Source organism: Hydrogenophilus hirschii (genome assembly GCF_054656675.1).
Window position 1 is genome coordinate 1,334,271 of record NZ_BAAHXQ010000001.1, and the last position, 18,976, is coordinate 1,353,246.

At 58.9% G+C, this 18,976-nt stretch carries 13 protein-coding genes; 8 read left to right on the forward strand and 5 right to left on the reverse strand.

Translation table 11 applies throughout. The features are described 5' to 3' along the window. The first annotated feature begins 4 nt into the window (after positions 1 to 4). The 7 genes from ACYQ4Z_RS06505 (at position 5) to fliN (ending at position 6,609) form a co-directional block, all read left to right on the forward strand. On the forward strand, positions 5 to 844 hold the full coding sequence (locus ACYQ4Z_RS06505) for a FliH/SctL family protein (protein ID WP_438438142.1): 840 nt from the start codon (positions 5 to 7) through the stop codon (positions 842 to 844). After that, positions 825 to 2,231, forward strand: a complete 1,407-nt coding sequence (fliI, locus tag ACYQ4Z_RS06510; RefSeq protein WP_459860402.1) for a flagellar protein export ATPase FliI — start codon at positions 825 to 827, stop codon at positions 2,229 to 2,231. The genes ACYQ4Z_RS06505 and fliI overlap by 20 nt, the downstream gene beginning before the upstream one ends. Continuing rightward, positions 2,228 to 2,689 (forward strand): flagellar export protein FliJ, encoded by a 462-nt coding sequence (gene fliJ, locus ACYQ4Z_RS06515; RefSeq protein ID WP_219972787.1) that lies wholly within the window; start codon positions 2,228 to 2,230, stop codon positions 2,687 to 2,689. The genes fliI and fliJ overlap by 4 nt, the downstream gene beginning before the upstream one ends. Further along, positions 2,686 to 4,290, forward strand: a complete 1,605-nt coding sequence (locus ACYQ4Z_RS06520; protein ID WP_459860403.1) for a flagellar hook-length control protein FliK — start codon at positions 2,686 to 2,688, stop codon at positions 4,288 to 4,290. Before fliJ ends, ACYQ4Z_RS06520 begins: the two co-directional genes overlap by 4 nt. An 83-nt stretch (positions 4,291 to 4,373) precedes the next feature. Next, positions 4,374 to 4,976, forward strand: a complete 603-nt coding sequence (locus ACYQ4Z_RS06525) for a flagellar basal body-associated FliL family protein (RefSeq protein WP_459860404.1) — start codon at positions 4,374 to 4,376, stop codon at positions 4,974 to 4,976. Positions 4,977 to 4,993: 17 nt separating this feature from the next. Further along, a complete protein-coding gene (gene fliM, locus ACYQ4Z_RS06530) occupies positions 4,994 to 6,043 on the forward strand; it encodes a flagellar motor switch protein FliM (protein ID WP_459860405.1) in 1,050 nt (349 codons plus the stop codon). A gap of 95 nt (positions 6,044 to 6,138) precedes the next feature. Next, the gene (fliN, locus tag ACYQ4Z_RS06535; protein WP_219972812.1) at positions 6,139 to 6,609 is read left to right on the forward strand and encodes a flagellar motor switch protein FliN; all 471 of its coding nucleotides are present in this window, start codon (positions 6,139 to 6,141) and stop codon (positions 6,607 to 6,609) included. Positions 6,610 to 6,684: 75 nt separating this feature from the next. Here the strand turns inward: fliN and htpG are convergent, their stop codons facing one another. From htpG to ACYQ4Z_RS06550, 3 genes are read right to left on the reverse strand one after another with little or no spacing between them, the layout of a single operon-like run. After that, complete coding sequence (gene htpG, locus ACYQ4Z_RS06540; protein WP_459860406.1) at positions 6,685 to 8,613, reverse strand: molecular chaperone HtpG; 1,929 nt, start codon at positions 8,611 to 8,613, stop codon at positions 6,685 to 6,687. 26 nt (positions 8,614 to 8,639) lie between these two features. Continuing rightward, the gene (gene greB, locus ACYQ4Z_RS06545; RefSeq protein ID WP_219972781.1) at positions 8,640 to 9,191 is read right to left on the reverse strand and encodes a transcription elongation factor GreB; all 552 of its coding nucleotides are present in this window, start codon (positions 9,189 to 9,191) and stop codon (positions 8,640 to 8,642) included. Between the two features lie 5 nt (positions 9,192 to 9,196). Beyond that, positions 9,197 to 10,021: an endonuclease/exonuclease/phosphatase family protein gene (locus ACYQ4Z_RS06550; protein ID WP_285616014.1), complete on the reverse strand. Its 825-nt coding sequence runs from the start codon at positions 10,019 to 10,021 to the stop codon at positions 9,197 to 9,199. Positions 10,022 to 10,182: 161 nt separating this feature from the next. Between ACYQ4Z_RS06550 and ACYQ4Z_RS06555 the strand changes: the two genes are divergently transcribed. Beyond that, entirely contained in the window at positions 10,183 to 14,229 is a 4,047-nt protein-coding gene (locus ACYQ4Z_RS06555; protein WP_459860407.1) for an LAGLIDADG family homing endonuclease, read from the forward strand. Between the two features lie 86 nt (positions 14,230 to 14,315). Here ACYQ4Z_RS06555 and ACYQ4Z_RS06560 read toward each other — a convergent pair whose 3' ends face one another. Both ACYQ4Z_RS06560 and ACYQ4Z_RS06565 read right to left on the reverse strand, forming a co-directional pair. Further along, positions 14,316 to 14,738, reverse strand: coding sequence for a type IV pilin protein (locus ACYQ4Z_RS06560; RefSeq protein ID WP_459860408.1), 423 nt, complete (start codon positions 14,736 to 14,738; stop codon positions 14,316 to 14,318). A gap of 10 nt (positions 14,739 to 14,748) precedes the next feature. Beyond that, positions 14,749 to 18,975, reverse strand: a complete 4,227-nt coding sequence (locus ACYQ4Z_RS06565; protein ID WP_459860409.1) for a pilus assembly protein — start codon at positions 18,973 to 18,975, stop codon at positions 14,749 to 14,751. Between the last annotated feature and the right edge of the window lies 1 nt (position 18,976).

Here is an 18,976-nt window from a genome sequence, read left to right on the forward strand (position 1 = left end):
GCATATGGGTATCGAACGCCACCAAGCAAGCGGCCTCTATCCGCCTCTGCCCCTTCCCTCGTTCGACGAACCGGAACGCGGCGCGCGATCCGGCAAGCGCGCCGCCGAACCTCCGTCCCAGCACCCGTCCGACGAAACGCCCTCCTCGTCGCCCCTACCGACCGCGAGCGACCTGGAAGCGCTCATCGAATCGGCGCGCCAAGAGGGGTTCGAAGAAGGCTACCGCGCCGGTTTCGCGCAAGGAAAAAGCGAAGGCTACCAAGCGGGGTTCGAAGAGGGACGTGCGGCTGGATTCGCGCAAGGCGAAAACGAAGGGCGCGAAGCGGGCCACCAGGAAGGGTACGCGGCGGGCCTTGCCGAAGGGCAAGAAGCCGGAAAAGCCGCTGCATACGCCGAATGGGCGTCCCAGTGGGAAGCGCAAACCGATGCGCTTAAGAAAATCGTTACCCAACTTTCGGAAGCCACCCAACAATTGCCGCAACAACTGGCCGAGCCGGTCACGGCGCTCGCGATCGAAATCGCCCGTGCTGTGGTGATGGAAAACCTCAGAACCCAACCGGAATCGGTCGTCGCGGTAACCCGACAGATCTTGGAAACGGAATTGCGCCGTCCCGTCACCGTGAGACTCCACCCCGACGACCACGCGCTCGTGACCCAAAACCTCACCCCACCCGAAGCGGTCCGTTTCGTCCCGGATCCGGAACTCGCCCACGGCTCCGTTTGGGTAGAGGGCGATTCGTTCCTTATCGACGGCACGGTCGCGAGCCGCTGGCGTCGAATCGTGTCGCGGCTCTACCCTACAGCAGCAACCTGGGAACCTCCCGATGGCGGACCCGAAAATTGAGCTCGCAGCGCCGCTTGCGCAGATGCTCGCGACCTTGACCGAAGAGGTCAAAATGACGTCGGCACTTACCCCAACCGGTAAGCTCACCCGCGTGAGCGGCCTCATCCTCGAAGCAGAGGGGATCCGCTTGCCGGTTGGCGCCACCTGTCGCGTGGCACTGGCCGATGGAGCCAGCGCGGAAGCCGAAGTGGTCGGCTTTCGTGACGAGACGCTCTACCTCATGCCCACCGAACCCCTCTACGGCGCGATGCCAGGAGCTGCAATCACCGTTGCCGATCCCCCCCCATTGCCACTTCGTACCGACCGCATCCTTCATCCCAAACGCCGTCGCACCGACCGCGCCAAGCACCTTCCGGTCGGCACTGGGCTCTTGGGCAGGGTCGTCGACGGTAACGGCCGCCCCCTCGACAACCGCGGTCCGCTCCTCGACGTCGTGCCCCGCTCCCTTGCCGCCCGCCCGATCAACCCGCTCGAACGCAAGCCGATCACCCAACCGATCGACGTCGGTATCCGCGCGATCAACGGATTGCTCACCGTTGGCTCTGGGCAACGCATCGGCCTATTTGCCGGAACGGGGGTCGGTAAATCGGTCCTGTTGGGGATGATGGCCCGGTACACGGACGCCGACGTCGTCGTGGTCGGACTGATCGGCGAACGCGGTCGGGAGGTGCGGGAATTCATCGACGACATCCTGGGACCCGAAGGGCTGGCTCGCGCCGTGGTCGTCGCCGCACCTGCCGATGCCAATCCGCTCGTGCGCATCCAAGGCGCGACCTATGCCACGACCATCGCAGAGGCGTTTCGCGAACAGGGACTGCGCGTCCTCTTGATCATGGACTCACTCACCCGTTTCGCGATGGCACAGCGCGAAATCGCGCTGTCGATCGGTGAAGCGCCAGTGACCAAAGGGTATCCTGCTTCCGTTTTCGCCCGCTTGCCTGCGCTGGTGGAGCGCGCTGGCCAAGGGCGAGAAGGCGAAGGCGCGATCACGGCGTTCTACACGGTTCTCACCGAAGGCGACGACCTTCAAGACCCGATAGCCGACGCCGCGCGCGGCATCCTTGACGGGCACATCGTGCTCTCCCGCGAGCTCGCCGACGAAGGGCACTATCCGGCCATTGCGATCGACCAATCGATTTCACGGACGATGCCGCAAGTGGTCACCCCCGAACAACTCAAACTGGCGACGCGCTTCAAAAGGCTTTGGTCCCGCTACCGCAACGCGCGTGACCTCCTCTCGGTGGGCGCGTACCAGAAAGGAAACGATCCGGAACTCGACGAAGCGATCGCGCGACAACCGGCACTGGCACGCTTCCTGCAACAAGGAATGCGGGAACGCACGACGTTCGAAAGCACCGTGCAACAACTGGCTGACGTGTTGGCATGACCCAACGGCAAACCCTCACGACGCTCCGCGACCTTTTGGCAGAAGCGGAAACCCGTGCTGCGCAACGGTTCGGCGCCGCGAACCAGGCGTGCGCCGAAGCGCAAAGAAAGCTGCAGACGCTCGAACAGTTCCGTGACGAATATCGCGATAAGTACCGGGCAGCGCTCGAGCGCGGTGACCCGTTTGCGCTCCTCGAGAACCTGCGCCAGTTCCTGGCGCGGCTCGACCAAGCGATCAACTTGCAAACAGACGCAGTAGCGCACGCCGCGCAAGAAGTGGAGCAGGCCCGCGCGGCATGGCAAGCGGCGATGGGCAAACGCAAAGCGTTCGACCTATTGCTCGCACGACAAACCGCCGCCGAAAAAGCGCAGGAAGAGAAGTCGGCACAAAAATTGCTCGACGAATGGGCAAGCCTGCGTGCGATTCGCACGCACGACGAGGGAGGAACCCACCGATGAGTATCGCTGCAACCACAAGCCCTGTGATCCAGAACTTGCGTCCAGGAAACCGCGCTGCTGCCGGTGAGGCATCGAGCGGAGTTGGCCAAGCCACTCCGGAAAATGTCCTTTCGGTTTTTGCGCAACTCTTGAAACGCACAAGCGCCACCCCGAACGCCGAAAACAGCGCCAACTCTGGCACCCACCGGGCCGAACCGAGCGGACCCGAAGAAGCGTCGAATCCCGAAAACCCGGATTCGACGCAACTTGCACAAGCGCTTGCGCAATGGCTCGCCACCTGGATTGCTGCGCAGCATAAATCCACTGCGCAACAGGGATCGACCCAACCTCCCGAACCGGACGCACCGGCAACAGCCAGCGCGACACTTTTTGCCGCGAGCAACGACAGCGCGGCGAAACTTGCCGCGATGCTTTCCGCGCTTTCTGAGCAAACAGAAGTGCAAGGCGTGCCGCTCCTGAAACAGATCCAGCAGATGCTGGAACAGCAAAATGCAGCGCTTGCGGTACAAGATGTACAGCCCAGTGAATCCAACGAAAACAACGCCGCAATGGCGCACCTGCGCCAAACCCTCGCGCAACTTTTTGCCGACGACCGTGCGTTGCGCGAACGGTTCCTGACCCTGCTGCGCGCGCACGAAACCTCTCAAGGGTGGCATGAAGCTGCGGCGCTACTAGAAAATGCCTTGCCTGGAAAAGGCGCTGCCGTGCTTGGTAACGTGCCCGCACTGCCCCTTGGTTTGGCGCAATGGCTCGCGAACCTCGACCTCGATACCGCACCTACATCGACCTTGTCCTCGGGCATTGCCGAAACCCCGCTGTGGCAACGCCTGTTACGGGAGTGGCGGCAAAGCGACAGAGATAGTGCGCACCCCACAGCGCTTTCGGCACTTCTGAAACCCGCTGACAGCCCGAATATGCGCATTGAAAAGCTGACGGCGCCACTGTTGCCGAACGATGCGCACCCCGCCGCTGACCCGCACGACGCACTGCGGTCCATCATCGAAGAGAAACTGGGACTGGAAAAATCCCTTGCGCGAACCTCAGGGAGTGCGGACCCCCTAGCGCGCTCGGATGGTCGATTCGCTGAAACCCCATTCGCGCCCCCCGGTGCTTCGACGGCGCCTCGCGCCGCGTTCGAAACAATTCGCACCCCATTAAGCCAACCCGCCCAATGGGCGATGGAAACCGCAGAGCGCCTCGTCTGGCACGCTGGACAAGCGGTACATAAAGTCGAACTGCAGCTCAACCCGCCCCATTTGGGTCGACTGGAAGTGTCGTTGCAGCTCAACCAAGACCACCTCACCGCCCACTTCGTCGCCGCGACCCAGGCAGCGCGGGATGCCCTCGACCAGGCTCTGCCGCGGCTGCGGGAACTCTTGCAACAATCCGGCATTCAGCTTGGTCAATCGAGCGTTTCCAGTAACGGCACCGATCACGGCGGCTCGACGCCGTGGGGAAACCCGCAACATGCGCATAGCGACTGGCCAAGCGAATCCGCACTGAGCACGTCGGCGCTCACAGCAGAACCGGAATCGTCCCGTCCGCCGTTGCGCTCGCCCACCGTTCGTGCGGGTCACAACGCATTGGACGCATGGGCGTGATTACGCCGCTTTTCGGGCGCTTTTTTTCCGTCGGGTCCGCGATAATTCGGTTATGATGGTCTCTGACGAAAGGAGAGCAACCCATGGCGAAAGAGGCACCCAAAGAGGAAAATGGCCAAGAAGCGGCTCCGGCGAAATCGGGCAAAGGCAAGCTCGTCATCATTTTGCTGATCGTCTTGATCATCCTGTTGCTCGCGGGCATGGGGTTCATGGCTTTCCTGCTGCTCAAAAAGAAGGGGGGTGACGGCCACGGTGACGAGGCCGCAGTGGCCGAGCACGCGCAACCGGCTGCCAAACAGCACACCCCTGCCACACCACCGCCCGTCGTCGTCGACCCCGGAAAACCGCCCGTTTTCGTCGCACTCGACCCGATCGTCGTCAATTTGGCCCCTGGCGAAGGGGAACGCTACCTCCAAGTCGCGATCGTGCTACGCATCGCCGACCAACAATTCGACGCGGCGATCAAGCAGTTCATGCCGGAGATTCTCCACCGCGTCAATCTGCTCCTTTCCAGCAAACTGCCTTCCGAACTCGCCACGCCGAAAGGGCGTGAAGAGTTGGCGATGGACATCCGCGACACGATCAACGAAGTGCTGGGCTACCCACCGCGCCCGCGTGACATGCAGCAACTGGGCCCCAGCGGCCCAGTTCAGGCGGTGCTCTTCCGCTCGTTCATCATCCAGTAACACCACAGGGGGGTTTCGTGGACAGTTCCTCCGAATTTCTCTCGCAAGAAGAGGTCGACGCGCTCCTGCGGGACGTGACCGGCGAGGAGGATGAGCCGGAAACCCCCACCGAAGAGGAAGAAGGGGGGATTCGCCCCTACAACCTCGCCACCCAGGAGCGGATCGTTCGTGGGCGCATGCCCACGATGGAGCTCATCAACGAACGGTTCGCCCGCTACCTTCGGGTCGGTCTCTTCAACTTCGTTCGCCGCAACATCGAGGTTTCGGTCGGCGCTCTTCACGTCCAAAAATATGGCGAATTCCTGCGCAATCTGGTGATCCCCACCAACCTCAACCTCGTTCAAGCCAAACCGTTTCGTGGCAACGGTTTGATCGTGATGGAACCCAACCTGATCTTCCTCATCGTCGATATCCTCTTCGGCGGTGACGGCCGCTTCCATACCCGCATCGAAGGCCGAGATTTCAGCCCCACCGAACAACGCATCATCCTTGGGCTCCTCAACGTCATCTTCGAAGACTATCAGCGGGCATGGGCGCCGGTCTATAAAATCAAACTCGGCTACGTCCGCTCCGAGATGAACCCGCAATTTGCCAGCATCGCCACGCCGTCGGAAATCGTCGTCGCGTCGCAGTTCGTGCTCGATCTGGGCGTCGGCCAGGCCAATCTTCACATCTGCTGGCCCTATTCGATGCTGGAACCGGTGCGCGATCTCCTCTACTCGACGATGCAAAGCGACCAGATGACGCACGACTCGCGTTGGACGCGGAACCTCGCGCGGCGGCTCGTCGAAGCCGAAGTGACGCTCAATGCGGTGCTGGGGCACGGACGACTGACGCTCGGCGATCTGGTCGACTTGCGTGTCGGTGACGTGATCCCGATCGAAATCCCAGAACTGGTAACGGTCTACAGCGATGGTGTTCCGGTGATCCGTGGCCATTACGGAACGCGGAACAAACACTATGCGGTGAAAATCCACCACTTCGTCGCGGAAGAGGAGCCGCCGGACGATCCGCCAAACGGCGCACCGCAAGAAGTGGACGAGACCGCCGAAAGCACCGAGGAGTAAGAACCATGGTCGATGAGAACGAAACCCCACAAGAGCCGGAAAAAGAGACGGCGGCAGGCGAAGAAGAGGTCACGCCGGACGATTGGGAAGCGGCGATGCAAGAACAGGCTGCACAAGAAGCGGTTTCAGAAGGTGAAAACGGCGAAGGCGGCGTCGATGAGGCGGCGCTTGCCGACGAATGGGCTGCCGCGCTTGCCGAACAGGAAGGCGGTGCATCTGCCGAAGAAAGCCCTTATGCCGCGAAACCCGCAAAAGAGCTCTTCCCCGATTTCGGCGGCCCGAACCAGAAAGTCGAAAACCTTTCCGATTTTCAGATGATCATGGACATCCCGGTCCAGATCACCGTCGAACTGGGCCGCACCAAAATGCCGATTCGCAACCTCCTGCAGTTGGCGCACGGCTCGGTGATCGAGCTCGACGGCCTGGCGGGTGAGCCGATGGACGTGCTCGTCAATGGCACGTTGATCGCGCAGGGTGAAGTCGTAGTCGTCAACGAAAAATTCGGGATTCGCCTCACCGATATCATCACCCCCGCGGAGCGGATGCGTAAGCTCCGCGGCGGATAATCGTGATTGCTCCGTTGCGCCGATTGCCGGCCGCGCAGCGTTGAACGCAAACGCGTACCCGCGGCCGGTTTGGCGTTATCCCACCAACAGCCGGTTGACGCGCTTGACGAAGCCGGCGGGATCTTCGAGCGCGCCGCCTTCGGCCAAGAGCGCCTCTTCATAGAGCAGTTGTGCCCATTCGGCGAACGCATCCCCTTCGCTGCTGGCTGCCCGCGCAAAAAGGGGATGGTCGACATTGACTTCGAGCACCGGTTCGACCGCGGGCGCTTTCTGCCCGGCCGCTTCCAGGATGCGCTTCAAGTGAAGCGTCATACCCCCTTCCTCGACCACCAGGCACGCAGGAGATTCGGTCAGCCGTGCCGAAGGGCGCACCGCCTTCACTTTGCCTTTGAGTGCCTCCTCCAGCCGCTTGAGCGTCGCGTCGTGCGTCTTCGCAGCGCTCTCCACCGCGGTTTTTTCCGCGTCATCGAGCGCTTCGATTTCGTCCGCGCCCCGCGTGACGCTCACCAAGGGCTTGCCTTGGTATTCGGTGAGGTAACCCGTCCACCACTCGTCGATCCGGTCGGTAAGGAGCAGCACCTCGATCCCTTTCTTCTTGAAGAGCTCAAGGTGGGGGCTATGACGCGCCGCCGCGAGCGAATCGGCGGTGAGGTAGTAGATCTTCGTCTGCCCCTCCTTCATCCGCGCCAGATAATCGTCGAGAGAGACGGTCGGCTCGTCCCCTTCACTTGCCGTGGAGACGAACCGCAACAGCGCGGCGATTTTCTCGCGGTTGGCGTGGTCCTCACCAATCCCTTCTTTGAGGACACGTCCGAACGTTTTCCAGAAGGTGGCATATTTCTCCGGTTCGTTCTTCGCCAGCTGCTCCAGCAAGCCCAACACCCGCTTGGTGATCCCGCCGCGAATCGCGTCGAGCGCTTTGGCCTCTTGCAGCATTTCCCGCGACACGTTGAGCGGCAGATCCGCAGCATCGACCACCCCGCGCACGAAGCGCAAATAGTGCGGCAAGAGCCGCTCCGCGTCCTCCATGATGAACACGCGCTTGACGTAGAGCTTCACGCCATGACTCGGTTTCGGGTCCCAGAGATCGAACGGCGCGTGTTTCGGCAGGTACAGTAGGAGCGTATATTCGTGTTTCCCCTCCACTTTGGCATGGAGCCACGCGAGCGGCTCGTCGAAGTCGTGTGCCACGTGGCGGTAGAAGTTACGATACTCTTCGTCGGTGATCTCACTCTTTGCGCGTGCCCAGAGCGCCGTTCCCTGGTTCACCTGCTCCCATTCGCCGGTTCGACGGTATTCGCCCTTCTCCTTGTCCCACTCCTCTTTCGGCATCAAGATCGGCCAGAGGATGTGCTCCGAATACTTGTGGATGAGCTCAGTGAGCCGCCAGCGGGAAAGGAAATCACGCGCCTCCTCCTTCAGATGGAGGATCACTTCGGTACCGCGCTCGGCACGCGTAAGCGGCGCCACCGAGTACGCCGACGCCTCATCGCCGCTCAGCGTACAGCGCCACTCGACGCCGCTTTCTGGCGGCAAGCCCGCTTTACGGGTGCGCACCGTAACCGAATCGGCAACGATGAACGCAGAATAGAACCCAACGCCAAACTGCCCGATCAGCAGCGAATCTTTCTGCGCATCCCCCGAGAGATTGCGGAAAAACGCTTTCGTCCCGGAGCGGGCGATCGTCCCCAGGTTTTCGATCACCTCGGTTTCGCTCATCCCGATCCCGTTGTCGCGCACGGTGATCGTTCCTGCGGCTTTGTCATAATCGACCCAAATCTTGAGCTCGCCCGAACCTTCGTAGAGCTCTGGGTTCGTTGCCGCTTCGAACCGCAGTTTGTCATTCGCGTCCGAGGCGTTCGAAATCAGCTCGCGCAAAAAGATTTCGGGATTCGAATAGAGCGAATGGACCACCAGGTGCAGCAGTTCCTGCACCTCGGCCTGAAACGGGAGCGTTTTACCCGCGGGTTGCGCCTGACTCGTCACCGTTTCGTTCGCGTTCATCACCAAACACTCCTTGTTCGACTCATTCATACCCGATACTGCACATCGACGATCTCGAGCACCCGCACCCCACCGGGAACGGGAACCCGAACCTCGTCACCCACTTCGCGCTTCAAAAGCGCTTTGGCAAGCGGAGAAATCCAGCTGATCTTCCCTTCACTCGGGTTGGCTTCGTCCACACCAACGATCTGCCAGGTCTCTTCCGTCTCGGTTTGGACGTCATAAACCGTCACCGTCGCGCCGAAATAGACGCGGTCGGTGGCTTCCCGCGCCGCCGGATCGACCACTTCGGCGCTTTCCAACCGTTTCGTGAGATAGCGTATGCGGCGATCGATCTCACGCAAGCGCCGTTTGCCGTAAATGTAATCGCCATTTTCGGAGCGGTCGCCGTTGCCTGCGGCCCACGCGATCACCTCCACGAGGCGCGGTCGCTCGACTTTCACCAGATGCTCGAACTCATCGCGCAACGCCCGATAACCTGCCGGTGTCATATAGTTCTTGAAACCGGCCACTGCGGCCACCTCCGGCAGTTCGAGATCCTCCGCTTCGTCCGACTCTTTGACGAACGCTTTGCTCATCGGTGTTACTCCGGCCAGGAAAGGGTCAAAACCACCGGCTGATGGTCACTTGCAGTAGTCTCCGTGCATACCTCAACCGCTACCACCTGTGCCACCAAATCGGGCGTCACCCACGCGTAATCGCAACAGTACGGGTGGTCCGGCCACGGTGCGCCGTGCAAACCCACCGTATGCGCATGGGGCTTGCCGGGGTGCGCGACCGACCACGCGTCGACCCAGCGGTTTCCAGCTGCCAACGCGCGATATTCTGGGGATTGTGGCGAAAAATTCAAGTCCCCGACGAGTACGGCGGGCGGCACAATCCCCTTTCGGCTCCCTCCTGCCTGAGCGTCGCCGGTCTGCGCCTCCCCGCTGGGCACCGATTCCACGACCATACGTTTCAGGGCTTCGACTTGTGCCATCCGCTGTCGCGCACAGTAATATTCGAGGTGGGTTCCCACCACCGTGAGCATCCGCCCCGCGATCGCGACTTCCGCGACCACCGCGGTACGCGGCAACCATTTTGCTGTGGTGGCCGGAGGCGCCGGGAGCGCAACCGACCGCCATGCCCGAATCGTATGGCGGCTTCCCAGCCAATTGCCGAAGCGTTTGCGCCGCCCGTCGCTGCGTGCGGTGTCGATCCCCGGAGCGTAACACGCTACGTATTCTGGGAGGTCGGCAGCCAGAATCGCCACCTGGTCGGCATCGTCGTTGTCGGGTAACTCCGGGTAGTGCTGTGCCACCTCCTGCAGGACGACGATATCGGGCGCAATGCGGCGTATTTCCGCAATGATCCGATGCCAATCGACCCGACAATCGGCACCCCGACCCCATTGTACGTTCCAACTCATTATCGTGACAGGTTTTTTCGTCTTCACACGCGATTCCATATATAGCGCTTATATTACAGCCAAATCACTATCCCTAGCGTTTTTGAGTTGACAGTCTCGCGCTTCGACGCTAGACTGGTTCACTGTCCGAACGTATCCGATTGTCCTTGGAGCAAACCACCATGTCTACCCGCACCACGAAGCAACCCACCGTTGCCAATCTTCCCCCGCAAGAGATTTCGCTGGAAGTTCTGTTGGAAAAATATGCGAAAGACGGCGAACGGTCGATCGAAGACGTCCGCCGTCGGGTTGCGCGGGCGCTGGCGAGCGTCGAAAAAGAGAAGACCCGTAAGCAATGGGAAGCGCGCTTCCTCTGGGCCCAAGAAAACGGCTTCATCCCGGCTGGCCGCATCAACAGCGCCGCGGGTACGAAACTACAAGCCACGCTCATCAACTGCTTCGTGCAACCGGTGGGCGATTCGGTCACCGAAGTCGAAGACGGCTACCCTGGAATTTACACCGCGCTCGCCCAAGCCGCAGAGACGATGCGCCGAGGCGGCGGCGTCGGGTACGATTTTTCCCGCATCCGCCCACGGGGCGCGCGTGTCAAAGGAACGCAATCGAACGCTTCTGGCCCCGTCTCGTACATGCGCGTCTTCGACCGCTCGTGTGAAACGGTGGAATCGGCAGGCGCCCGGCGCGGCGCGCAGATGGGGGTGCTGCGCTGTGACCACCCCGACATCGAAGAGTTCATCCACGCCAAAGACCACGGCGACCTCACCAATTTCAACATCTCCGTGGGCGTGACCGACGACTTCATGCGTGCCGTCGTCGAAGACCGCGAAGTGGAGCTCGTCCATAAGGCGGAGCCCGGTGAGGAGTACCTTGCCCAGGGCGCGTACCAACGAGAAGATGGGCTGTGGGTCTATCGCAAAGTGCGCGCGCGTGACCTGTGGGATCAGATCATGCGCTCCACCTACGACCACGCTGAACCGGGGGTGCTCTTCATCGACCGGATGAACGCCGACAACAACCTCTACTACTGTGAGCGGATCGAAGCGACCAACCCCTGTGTCACCGCAGATACCTGGGTCATGACGACGGAGGGCCCCCGACAAGTCGGCGAACTGATCGGCACTCCGTTCTATGCCGTTGTCGATGGCAAACCCTACCCCACCGAATCGGCTGGTTTCTTTGCCACCGGCACCAAACCGGTGTTGCGCCTCCAGACCAAGGAGGGCTTTTTTCTGAAACTCACCGCCGATCACCCCGTACGCAAAGTAACCAAGCGCACGCGCCATACCCTTTACAGCGAATGGGTCCCAGCCGGAACTTTGCAAGCCGGCGACGAAATCGTGCTGCACAACCATCGCGCGCTGGAGGGCTGGGACGGAGAAGGCACGAACGAAGAAGGATATTTGCTCGGTTTGCTGATCGGGGATGGTCACCTGAACACGGAAAAAGCGATCCTTTCGGTTTGGGCCCCAGAATTCAAAGTCGTCGGTGGCGAATCGATTCGGTCTTACCCTAGCGCCCAGGGCATCATGGACGCGGTGACGGAAGCGATCGCCGCACTTCCTCATCGACGGGATTTTGGCGGTTGGCAACGCCCCATCCAGGGAAGGGGTGAGCGCCGTTTGGCCTCGACGGCATTGCGGGATCTTGCCTTTTCCTATGGCCTCACGCCAAACCGCAAAACCGTGACACCGAAGATGGAAAAGGCTTCTTCGGCTTTTGTCTGCGGATTCCTGCGGGGACTTTTCGATGCCGATGGTTCCGTTCAAGGAAACCATGAGAAAGGCATTTCGGTTCGTCTCACCCAGGCGGACGAAACGGTGTTGGAGTCTGTGCAGCGGATGCTCCTTCGCCTTGGCATTCTGAGCGTCATCTACCGCCACCGTCGCCCTGAGGGGGAAACGCTGCTTCCCGACGGACGGGGTGGACGGCAGCCCTATTCGCAGCGGGCGGTGCACGAGCTGGTCATCAGCGGCGACAACTTGCTCCTTTTTGCCGAAAAAATTGGTTTTGCCGACACGAACAAGCAAAAAAAACTCACCCAACTGCTCGCCTCCTACCAAAGGACTCCGAATCGCGAACGATTCGTCGCCACGGTCGAATCGATCACCGATTCGGGTGTCGAACCAGTCTTCGATGTCACAGTCGCCGATGTCCATGCCTTTGACGCCAACGGGCTCTACGTCCATAACTGCGCCGAACAACCCCTTCCCCCTTATGGGTGCTGCGACCTCGGGTCGATCAACCTCACCCTTTTCGTGCGCGATCCCTTCACCGAAAAGGCGCGTTTCGACTTCGCCGCGTTCGAAGAGGTGGTTGGCGTTGCGATTCGCATGCTCGACAACGTCTTGGACGTCACCCACTGGCCATTACCGGAACAGCACCGCGAAGCGATGAGCAAACGCCGCGTTGGGCTCGGATTTACCGGGCTTGGGGACGCGCTCATCATGCTGCGGCTCAAGTACGACAGCGACGCCGCACGGCAGATGGCAGCGAGCATTGCCGAACGGATGCGCGACGCCGCTTATCTCGCAAGCGTGGAGCTTGCGAAAGAGCGCGGGGCGTTTCCGCTCTTCAACCCCGATCTCTACCTCACTGGCGGCAATTTCGCCTCGCGGCTACCCGAAGCGATCAAAGCGGAGATCCGCAAACACGGCATCCGCAACTCACATCTGCTGTCGATTGCCCCCACCGGCACGATTTCGCTTGCGTTTGCCGACAACGCCAGCAACGGGATCGAACCGCCCTTCTCCTACACCTACACGCGGCGCAAACGGCAACCCGACGGCACCTTCAAAGAGTATCCGGTGGAAGACCACGCGTGGCGCCTCTACAAACACCTGGGAGGCGACGTCGATAACCTGCCGGACTACTTCCGCTCCGCGCTTGAGATCTCCGCAAAAGACCACGCCGCAATGGTCGCCGCAGTGGCGCCTTTTATCGACACGTCGATTTCGAAGACGGTGAACGTCCCCGAAGACTACCCGTACGAGGATTTCCAAGACCTCTATCTGGTGGCGTGGCAGTCGGGCCTGAAAGGGTTGGCGACCTATCGCCCCAACTCGGTGCTGGGAGCGGTGCTTTCGGTCGAGCAGAAGAAGCCCGAAACCCAAACCGAAGCCACCGCGAACGCCGAAGCGATCGCGTTTGCTGACGCCAACCGGAGGCTTTCGCTCGCGAAACTTCCCGCGCCCGTGCTCGCGAGCCTGCGCTGGCCGGGCCGTCCCGAACTTCCCGACGGCAACCCAGCGTGGTGCTACATGCTCAACACTCCGGAAGGGGAGTTCGCGCTCTTCGTCGGCCACATCGAGCAAGAACAAGGGGCGTTCCCGTTCGAAGTGTGGGTCAATGGCGCGAACCAGCCGCGCGGTCTGGGCGCAGTTGCGAAAACGCTCTCGATGGACATGCGCGCGAACGACCGCGCCTGGCTCAAGATGAAACTCGACACCCTGGCGACGATCGCGAGCGACAAAAGCTTCGAAATGCGCTTTCCGCCAAACGGCGAACCGCGGCGCTTTCCCAGCGTCGTCGCAGCGTTTGCCGAAGTGATCCGCTACCGCTGTGAGCGTCTGGGCGCGTTTGCCGACCTCGACGCCGGTGAAGGACTTTTCGGCAGCCACACGCCAGTAGTCGATTGCCTCTTTTCGCGCCATGAGCCACGCACCGGTGCCGACGGGACGCTCTCCTGGACCGTCGACGTACAAAACCCCACCACCGGTGACGACTTCGTGCTCGGCCTCAAAGAAATCACCCTGCCAGCGCCCGACGGCAACGGCACCGTCACCCGCCCCTACGCCGTCTGGCTCGCCGGCAACTATCCGCGCGCGCTCGATGGGCTCACCCGCATTCTGTCACTCGACATGCGGGTGATCGACCCGGCGTGGATCGGGATGAAGCTGCGCAAACTGCTCAACTACCCCGAACCGCTCGGGGACTTCATCGCGTTCGTGCCGGGCGAACGGCGGCAGACGAACTATCCGAGCACCGTCTCGTATGTTGCACAACTCATCATCCACCGCTATGCGATGCTGGGCATTCTCGACGAGCGTGGCTACCCGGTGCAAGAGATGGGTTTGATGCAACAGCCGCACCGCGACGACGAACCGCAGTTGATGCAGGGCAAACGCTGCCCCGAATGCGGCAACCAGACGATGATCCGCAAAGATGGGTGCGACTTCTGCACCGCGTGCGGCGCGGTGGGGGCGTGCGGCTAAAGCGGGCAGCTCAACCCAACGCTTCGCTCTCCCGCGGGCGGTCGAAACGACCGCCCGCGAGGCGTTTCACACACCGGCTCGTTTTTTCATCGGCTCCAACACCCCGCAGTGGTGGGAGAACGTACCCCAGCTTGGTTGAGCGTCAGCGTGCCGCACGAATCACTTGCCTGCGCCCCCTGCGGCACCGCCTGGAGCGTAAAGGTGGTTGCGGTGGGGTTGCCCGAAAAGGAAAAGGTATAGTAGTCGGCCAGATCTTGACGGCACTGCGTGTTGGGAAGCGACACAGCAGTGCCGCTGCTGTCTTGGTCATACCGCAAGTTGGTGGTGTAAAAACGCTCCATCCACTGCGCAAGCTCCACCAAGCACCCTTGCGCCGCCGCGCGCCGGCTTTTGAGCACGTGGTTGCGGTAACTCGGGTAAGCGATCGCCGCCAGGATCCCGATGATCGCGACCACCACCATCACTTCGATGAGGGTGAAGCCGCGGTTCTTTCGATCACCCAATATCATGCTGTTCCTCTCAATTTTCTAAAATGATCTCACGCCAAGAAATTCGCCCTTTGAATGGTTGAACCCCCACGTTGATCCGCACAGACTCCACCGTTCCCTTCGAGCCGCCTACAACCAGGCGATCACCCACGATCACCGGCTCGCTCGGCATGCCAACACCCAAGTCGACCCCACCAATCGGCTTATCGTTGAGCGTGTCATCCGAAAAATCCTTGTTGTCATTGAGGTCGAAGAAACCGTAGGTCAGACGCCCGCCGGTAAAGGGGTTGATCGCATTGACGAAACCATCCCCACCGGGTAGACAGGGATCGCTCTTGGGAATGATAGAACTGGCGATCAATACCGGCTCCGCGCCGGTAAAGAGCTTCGATGCGGTCACGATCCGTTCCCCGGGCCGCGTCGTAAAATCGACGAACCAGCCCTTTTTGCCAACCATATCACCTGCAGAAGCCGCGCCAAAGGTCCGAACCGGTTTCCCGTCAAAGGTTCCTTCGCTCTCGATCGATCGCTGCTTCAGATCAGAGCGACCGGTAATTGGCGTCCCCTCATCGATCAGCCCGTACCAACTTTGCACCTGGGTATCACCAGGGTCGCCGCTCCGGAAATAACTCCCTGTACCAAAGAAGAGATAACGTTTGTTGTAATGGGGGTCATCGGGAACCGGATTGACCGCAACCATAATTTGCGCAGTAATCGGCTGCGGGTTCCCAGCAGAATCCATCGCGACAAAGAAAGGTTGTGGGTTTGTCCCGCTCATGAAAGCAGAATTCCACTGGTCGGTATTCGGACGGCTGACGTCGAACTTCCAGACGTTGCCTTTGAGGTCACCAGCATAGATGACGTCTGCGTCGCCGTCGTTATCTTCATCGACCACCGCTGGCGCGGCCAAGCCGTTGTCGCCCGCGACCCCAGTGTCGATCTTTTTCACCTTCCCGGTCGCAAGATTGAAAATATACAAAACGGCCTTGCCGCTCGTGGAGTTGTAGCCATTGCCGACGATCACCGCCCAAACGCCGTTGTTCATTTTTGCGATCACCGGGCGACCGAGCATATAGCCAAGGTCGGGATCACCATTGCAGGCGGCGACTGTGCCGCCGCTGTTGAAGCACTCCCACTTGACGTCGCTAGTCGAAAACCCGTTTGGATTCGTGACATCGAGCCCGAACAGTCCCTTGCCGCCGCGGCCCAAAGTGGCTACCAAGTAATTGCGACCACCCGTTTGACTGCGGTTTGAAACAACGATATCGCCATCGACGAAATAGTCGTGAGTATAGTTGGGCTGACTCAGATTTTTGAGTTTGGGAATCAGCGCACTGGGGATGTAGGCGAAGAGCTCTTCGCCATTCGAGGCGTTGAAGGCGTGCAACATGCCGTCGTTGGCGCCCACATAAACCGTATCGGTCTCTTTGACGTAATAAGGAGAGGAGTGGATGATATCACCCAAAACATTTTGACTTGCGCGATTCCGCAAGGTGCCCCCGAACTGCTGCTCTTGGCTGCGCTCCCCTCGCAGATAATCGACTATGCTACTGCTACCCAGCAATCCTTGATCAGACGAAGAGAGGTTGCTCCAAAGAAATGGTACCGCATTTCCACCAGAACGGGTAAAGAGCTTACGCGTCGCAGGGATTGGGACGTGATCAGATGCCTTCCAACTCATGGTAGGGCTGATACCTGAAGCAGTAATCGGATAAGCAATCAAGTCTCCCGACCAATTGACAGTATTGAAAATTGACTGAAATACCAACGAATCGGAAGCAAAGGAAGTACTGTTGGACGTTACATTACCTGCAGAAGCAGTACGTTCTACAACTGTTTCCAATGCACGCTTCAAAGTCTCTTTTAGACGAAGTGGGTTTTGCACCAAAAAGTAGGTATCAGGAATGCCATCCCCGTTGTTGTCCCACTCGGTCTGAAGATCCGGTCGACTGTTATTGTTGCGGTCGACAAAACCACCCCACTTCGCCGCATACCAAAGGGGATCCTTCAAAAGGGTCGCAGATGAGGTGCCAGGTGAGAATATCTGAACACTTGCTGATTTATTCGAGCAGGAACCGGTTGCGCAGGGAAGTTTTTTGCAAGCATCGGGAGGGTTTGCCTGGTCACAGTAGCCAGGACTTTTCCCGGGAGGAACATTTAGAAAGTATGGAATTGCAATATCTTCATCCTGTGCCACCAGATAAACCCCATCTCGTGTTGTACCTGAGATGATATACCCCACGTTCTGTTGAATGCCACCGGCCTGATAGGTTGTTCTTACGGTCACCTTTAGGGTGTTATCGGGTTGCGCTTCCAGTGTATATTCGGCAATCACATCCATGTCATGGTCGGCCCCCTGCTCAACATCTTCGTAGTTGATGGTGAATTGCGCATAATACCGCCCACCGTTGATCGACGGGTTGGCGTCGGCCGGGCCGGAATTGGCCAGTTGAGTGATATAAAAATCCACAATCTGATTAGTAGGTTGGAATTGGCCTTTAGCAGAGCTAATCCCAGAACCGCCAACAGACTTGGCAAAAGGAACAAGGGTAATGACCTGACCACTGGGCATTTTTACCGCAAAACGGGGCAATGGAGAAGCTAAGGCGACGGCGAAGAGATCAGTATTTTGTTGCCCTGGTAGGTCTGACCGCAGGTCGGTTCGCTTACCAAAGTAGGCCACTGAGGCAGAATAATAACTCCCTTGCTTGGTTGGCTCTTCCGGGGCGAGCCCACGAATCGTCCCCAGTGAAGTTACAGTTTTTGCTGTTGGTGCCGAGTCATAACTCGTTCCTGACTGACCAATAAAATGGCTTCCAACGATTTCTGGTTCTAAGGCGGTAATGGTATTTGCTTCGTTTTGGACGTTGAGACCAGCCAGATCACCGGTGAAACTGGAGAAATAGCTCCCTGGGAGTTGGTCAGAGTCGAAAGAGACGTTAACATCGGAAATGGCCATGATGACAGGTTTAGCACACCACGGCGCTTTCGCTAGAGAGTTCGATGCATATGGATCATCCCACTTTGCTGCGCTCAAACCGAGCTCTGAATCCTTCGGGGCAGAGCTTAGCGGAGAGGCGAAGGCAGTCGTTGGATTTTTCTTACCCGCAAAGTAGCGCAAAGCTTCATAAAGCATCTCCGCAAGAGGGTTTCCCCAATCAACGAACTGACCTTCACTCATTGGCGCAGTCGTCAACCAACCTCCACGATACGCTTTATCATTCCGGTTATTATTGAAGTCACGTATGCGCAAATTGTTGAACGTCGCAACAATTCCCTCTGTCGAGTTGAATTGTCCTGTCGAAGGGTTTATCTCATTTTTAAAGGAAGAAACTGCTTTACGCAGAACTCCACCAGACATGTTACGGTTATAGCTTCCTGTCAACAAACCAAAGAACATCGCTTCATTTTCACCGAAGTCGTGCAGCAAACCAACCGGTTTCCACGTTCCATTGGGATACTGTTTGCATCCGTCATGAAAGCTAGGGGTACAGACCTCAACCCGTACGGTATAATCGGTTCGTTTTCCCCCGTGAGAGTCATCCAACACAGGTCTTTCTTTTGAAGCCCACTCCCATACCCGTTTCGTACTGTCTGTTACGACAGCAAGTAGAGGTGGAAGATTACTGCATGTATTCAGCGTGGCACAATTGGTATCAGCATTCGCAGTTAGATTCCCAAAAAAATGGCGCTTTCCACTTTTCGGTAACGGGAGGGGTGTGTAGTCACGAATGTCATAACCGTCAACTGCAACACTGGTATATTCCTTTGCCCACGAATGCGCATCCTGCGGGATATAAGCTCTTCTTAGTATCGTCTGAGTAGTGGTATCAACTTCGCGGTAGCCTCCATAAAGTACTTTTCTGAGCGCGTCGATTCGGCTAGTTGTGACATAGTTTAGCCAATTACCGGACCATTTTCCAGGACATTTACCGTTTTCTGCCTGAGAAACTGGCGTGAACAAACCACTCTTACCACTGCCGCTGTAGGTATAACAAAGGTTGGAGTCGAACAGACCATAGTAGGTAATCGATGGTTTGAATCGAATATCCAGGGCACCATCTCCATCGAGATCGGAAGCATCGTTATAGGCTTCATAAAACAGACGGTGGTCTTTGCTCGCCACAAGCATATTGAGCGGTGGCGCCGAAGCGGTAGTAGTAAGAGGTGTATTGGGTATCGAGAGCAGTGCGGACGCAGGAGATGTCATGAAAAGTAAGCTCAGCACAACGCTATTCAGTAGAACACTTTTTTTCATC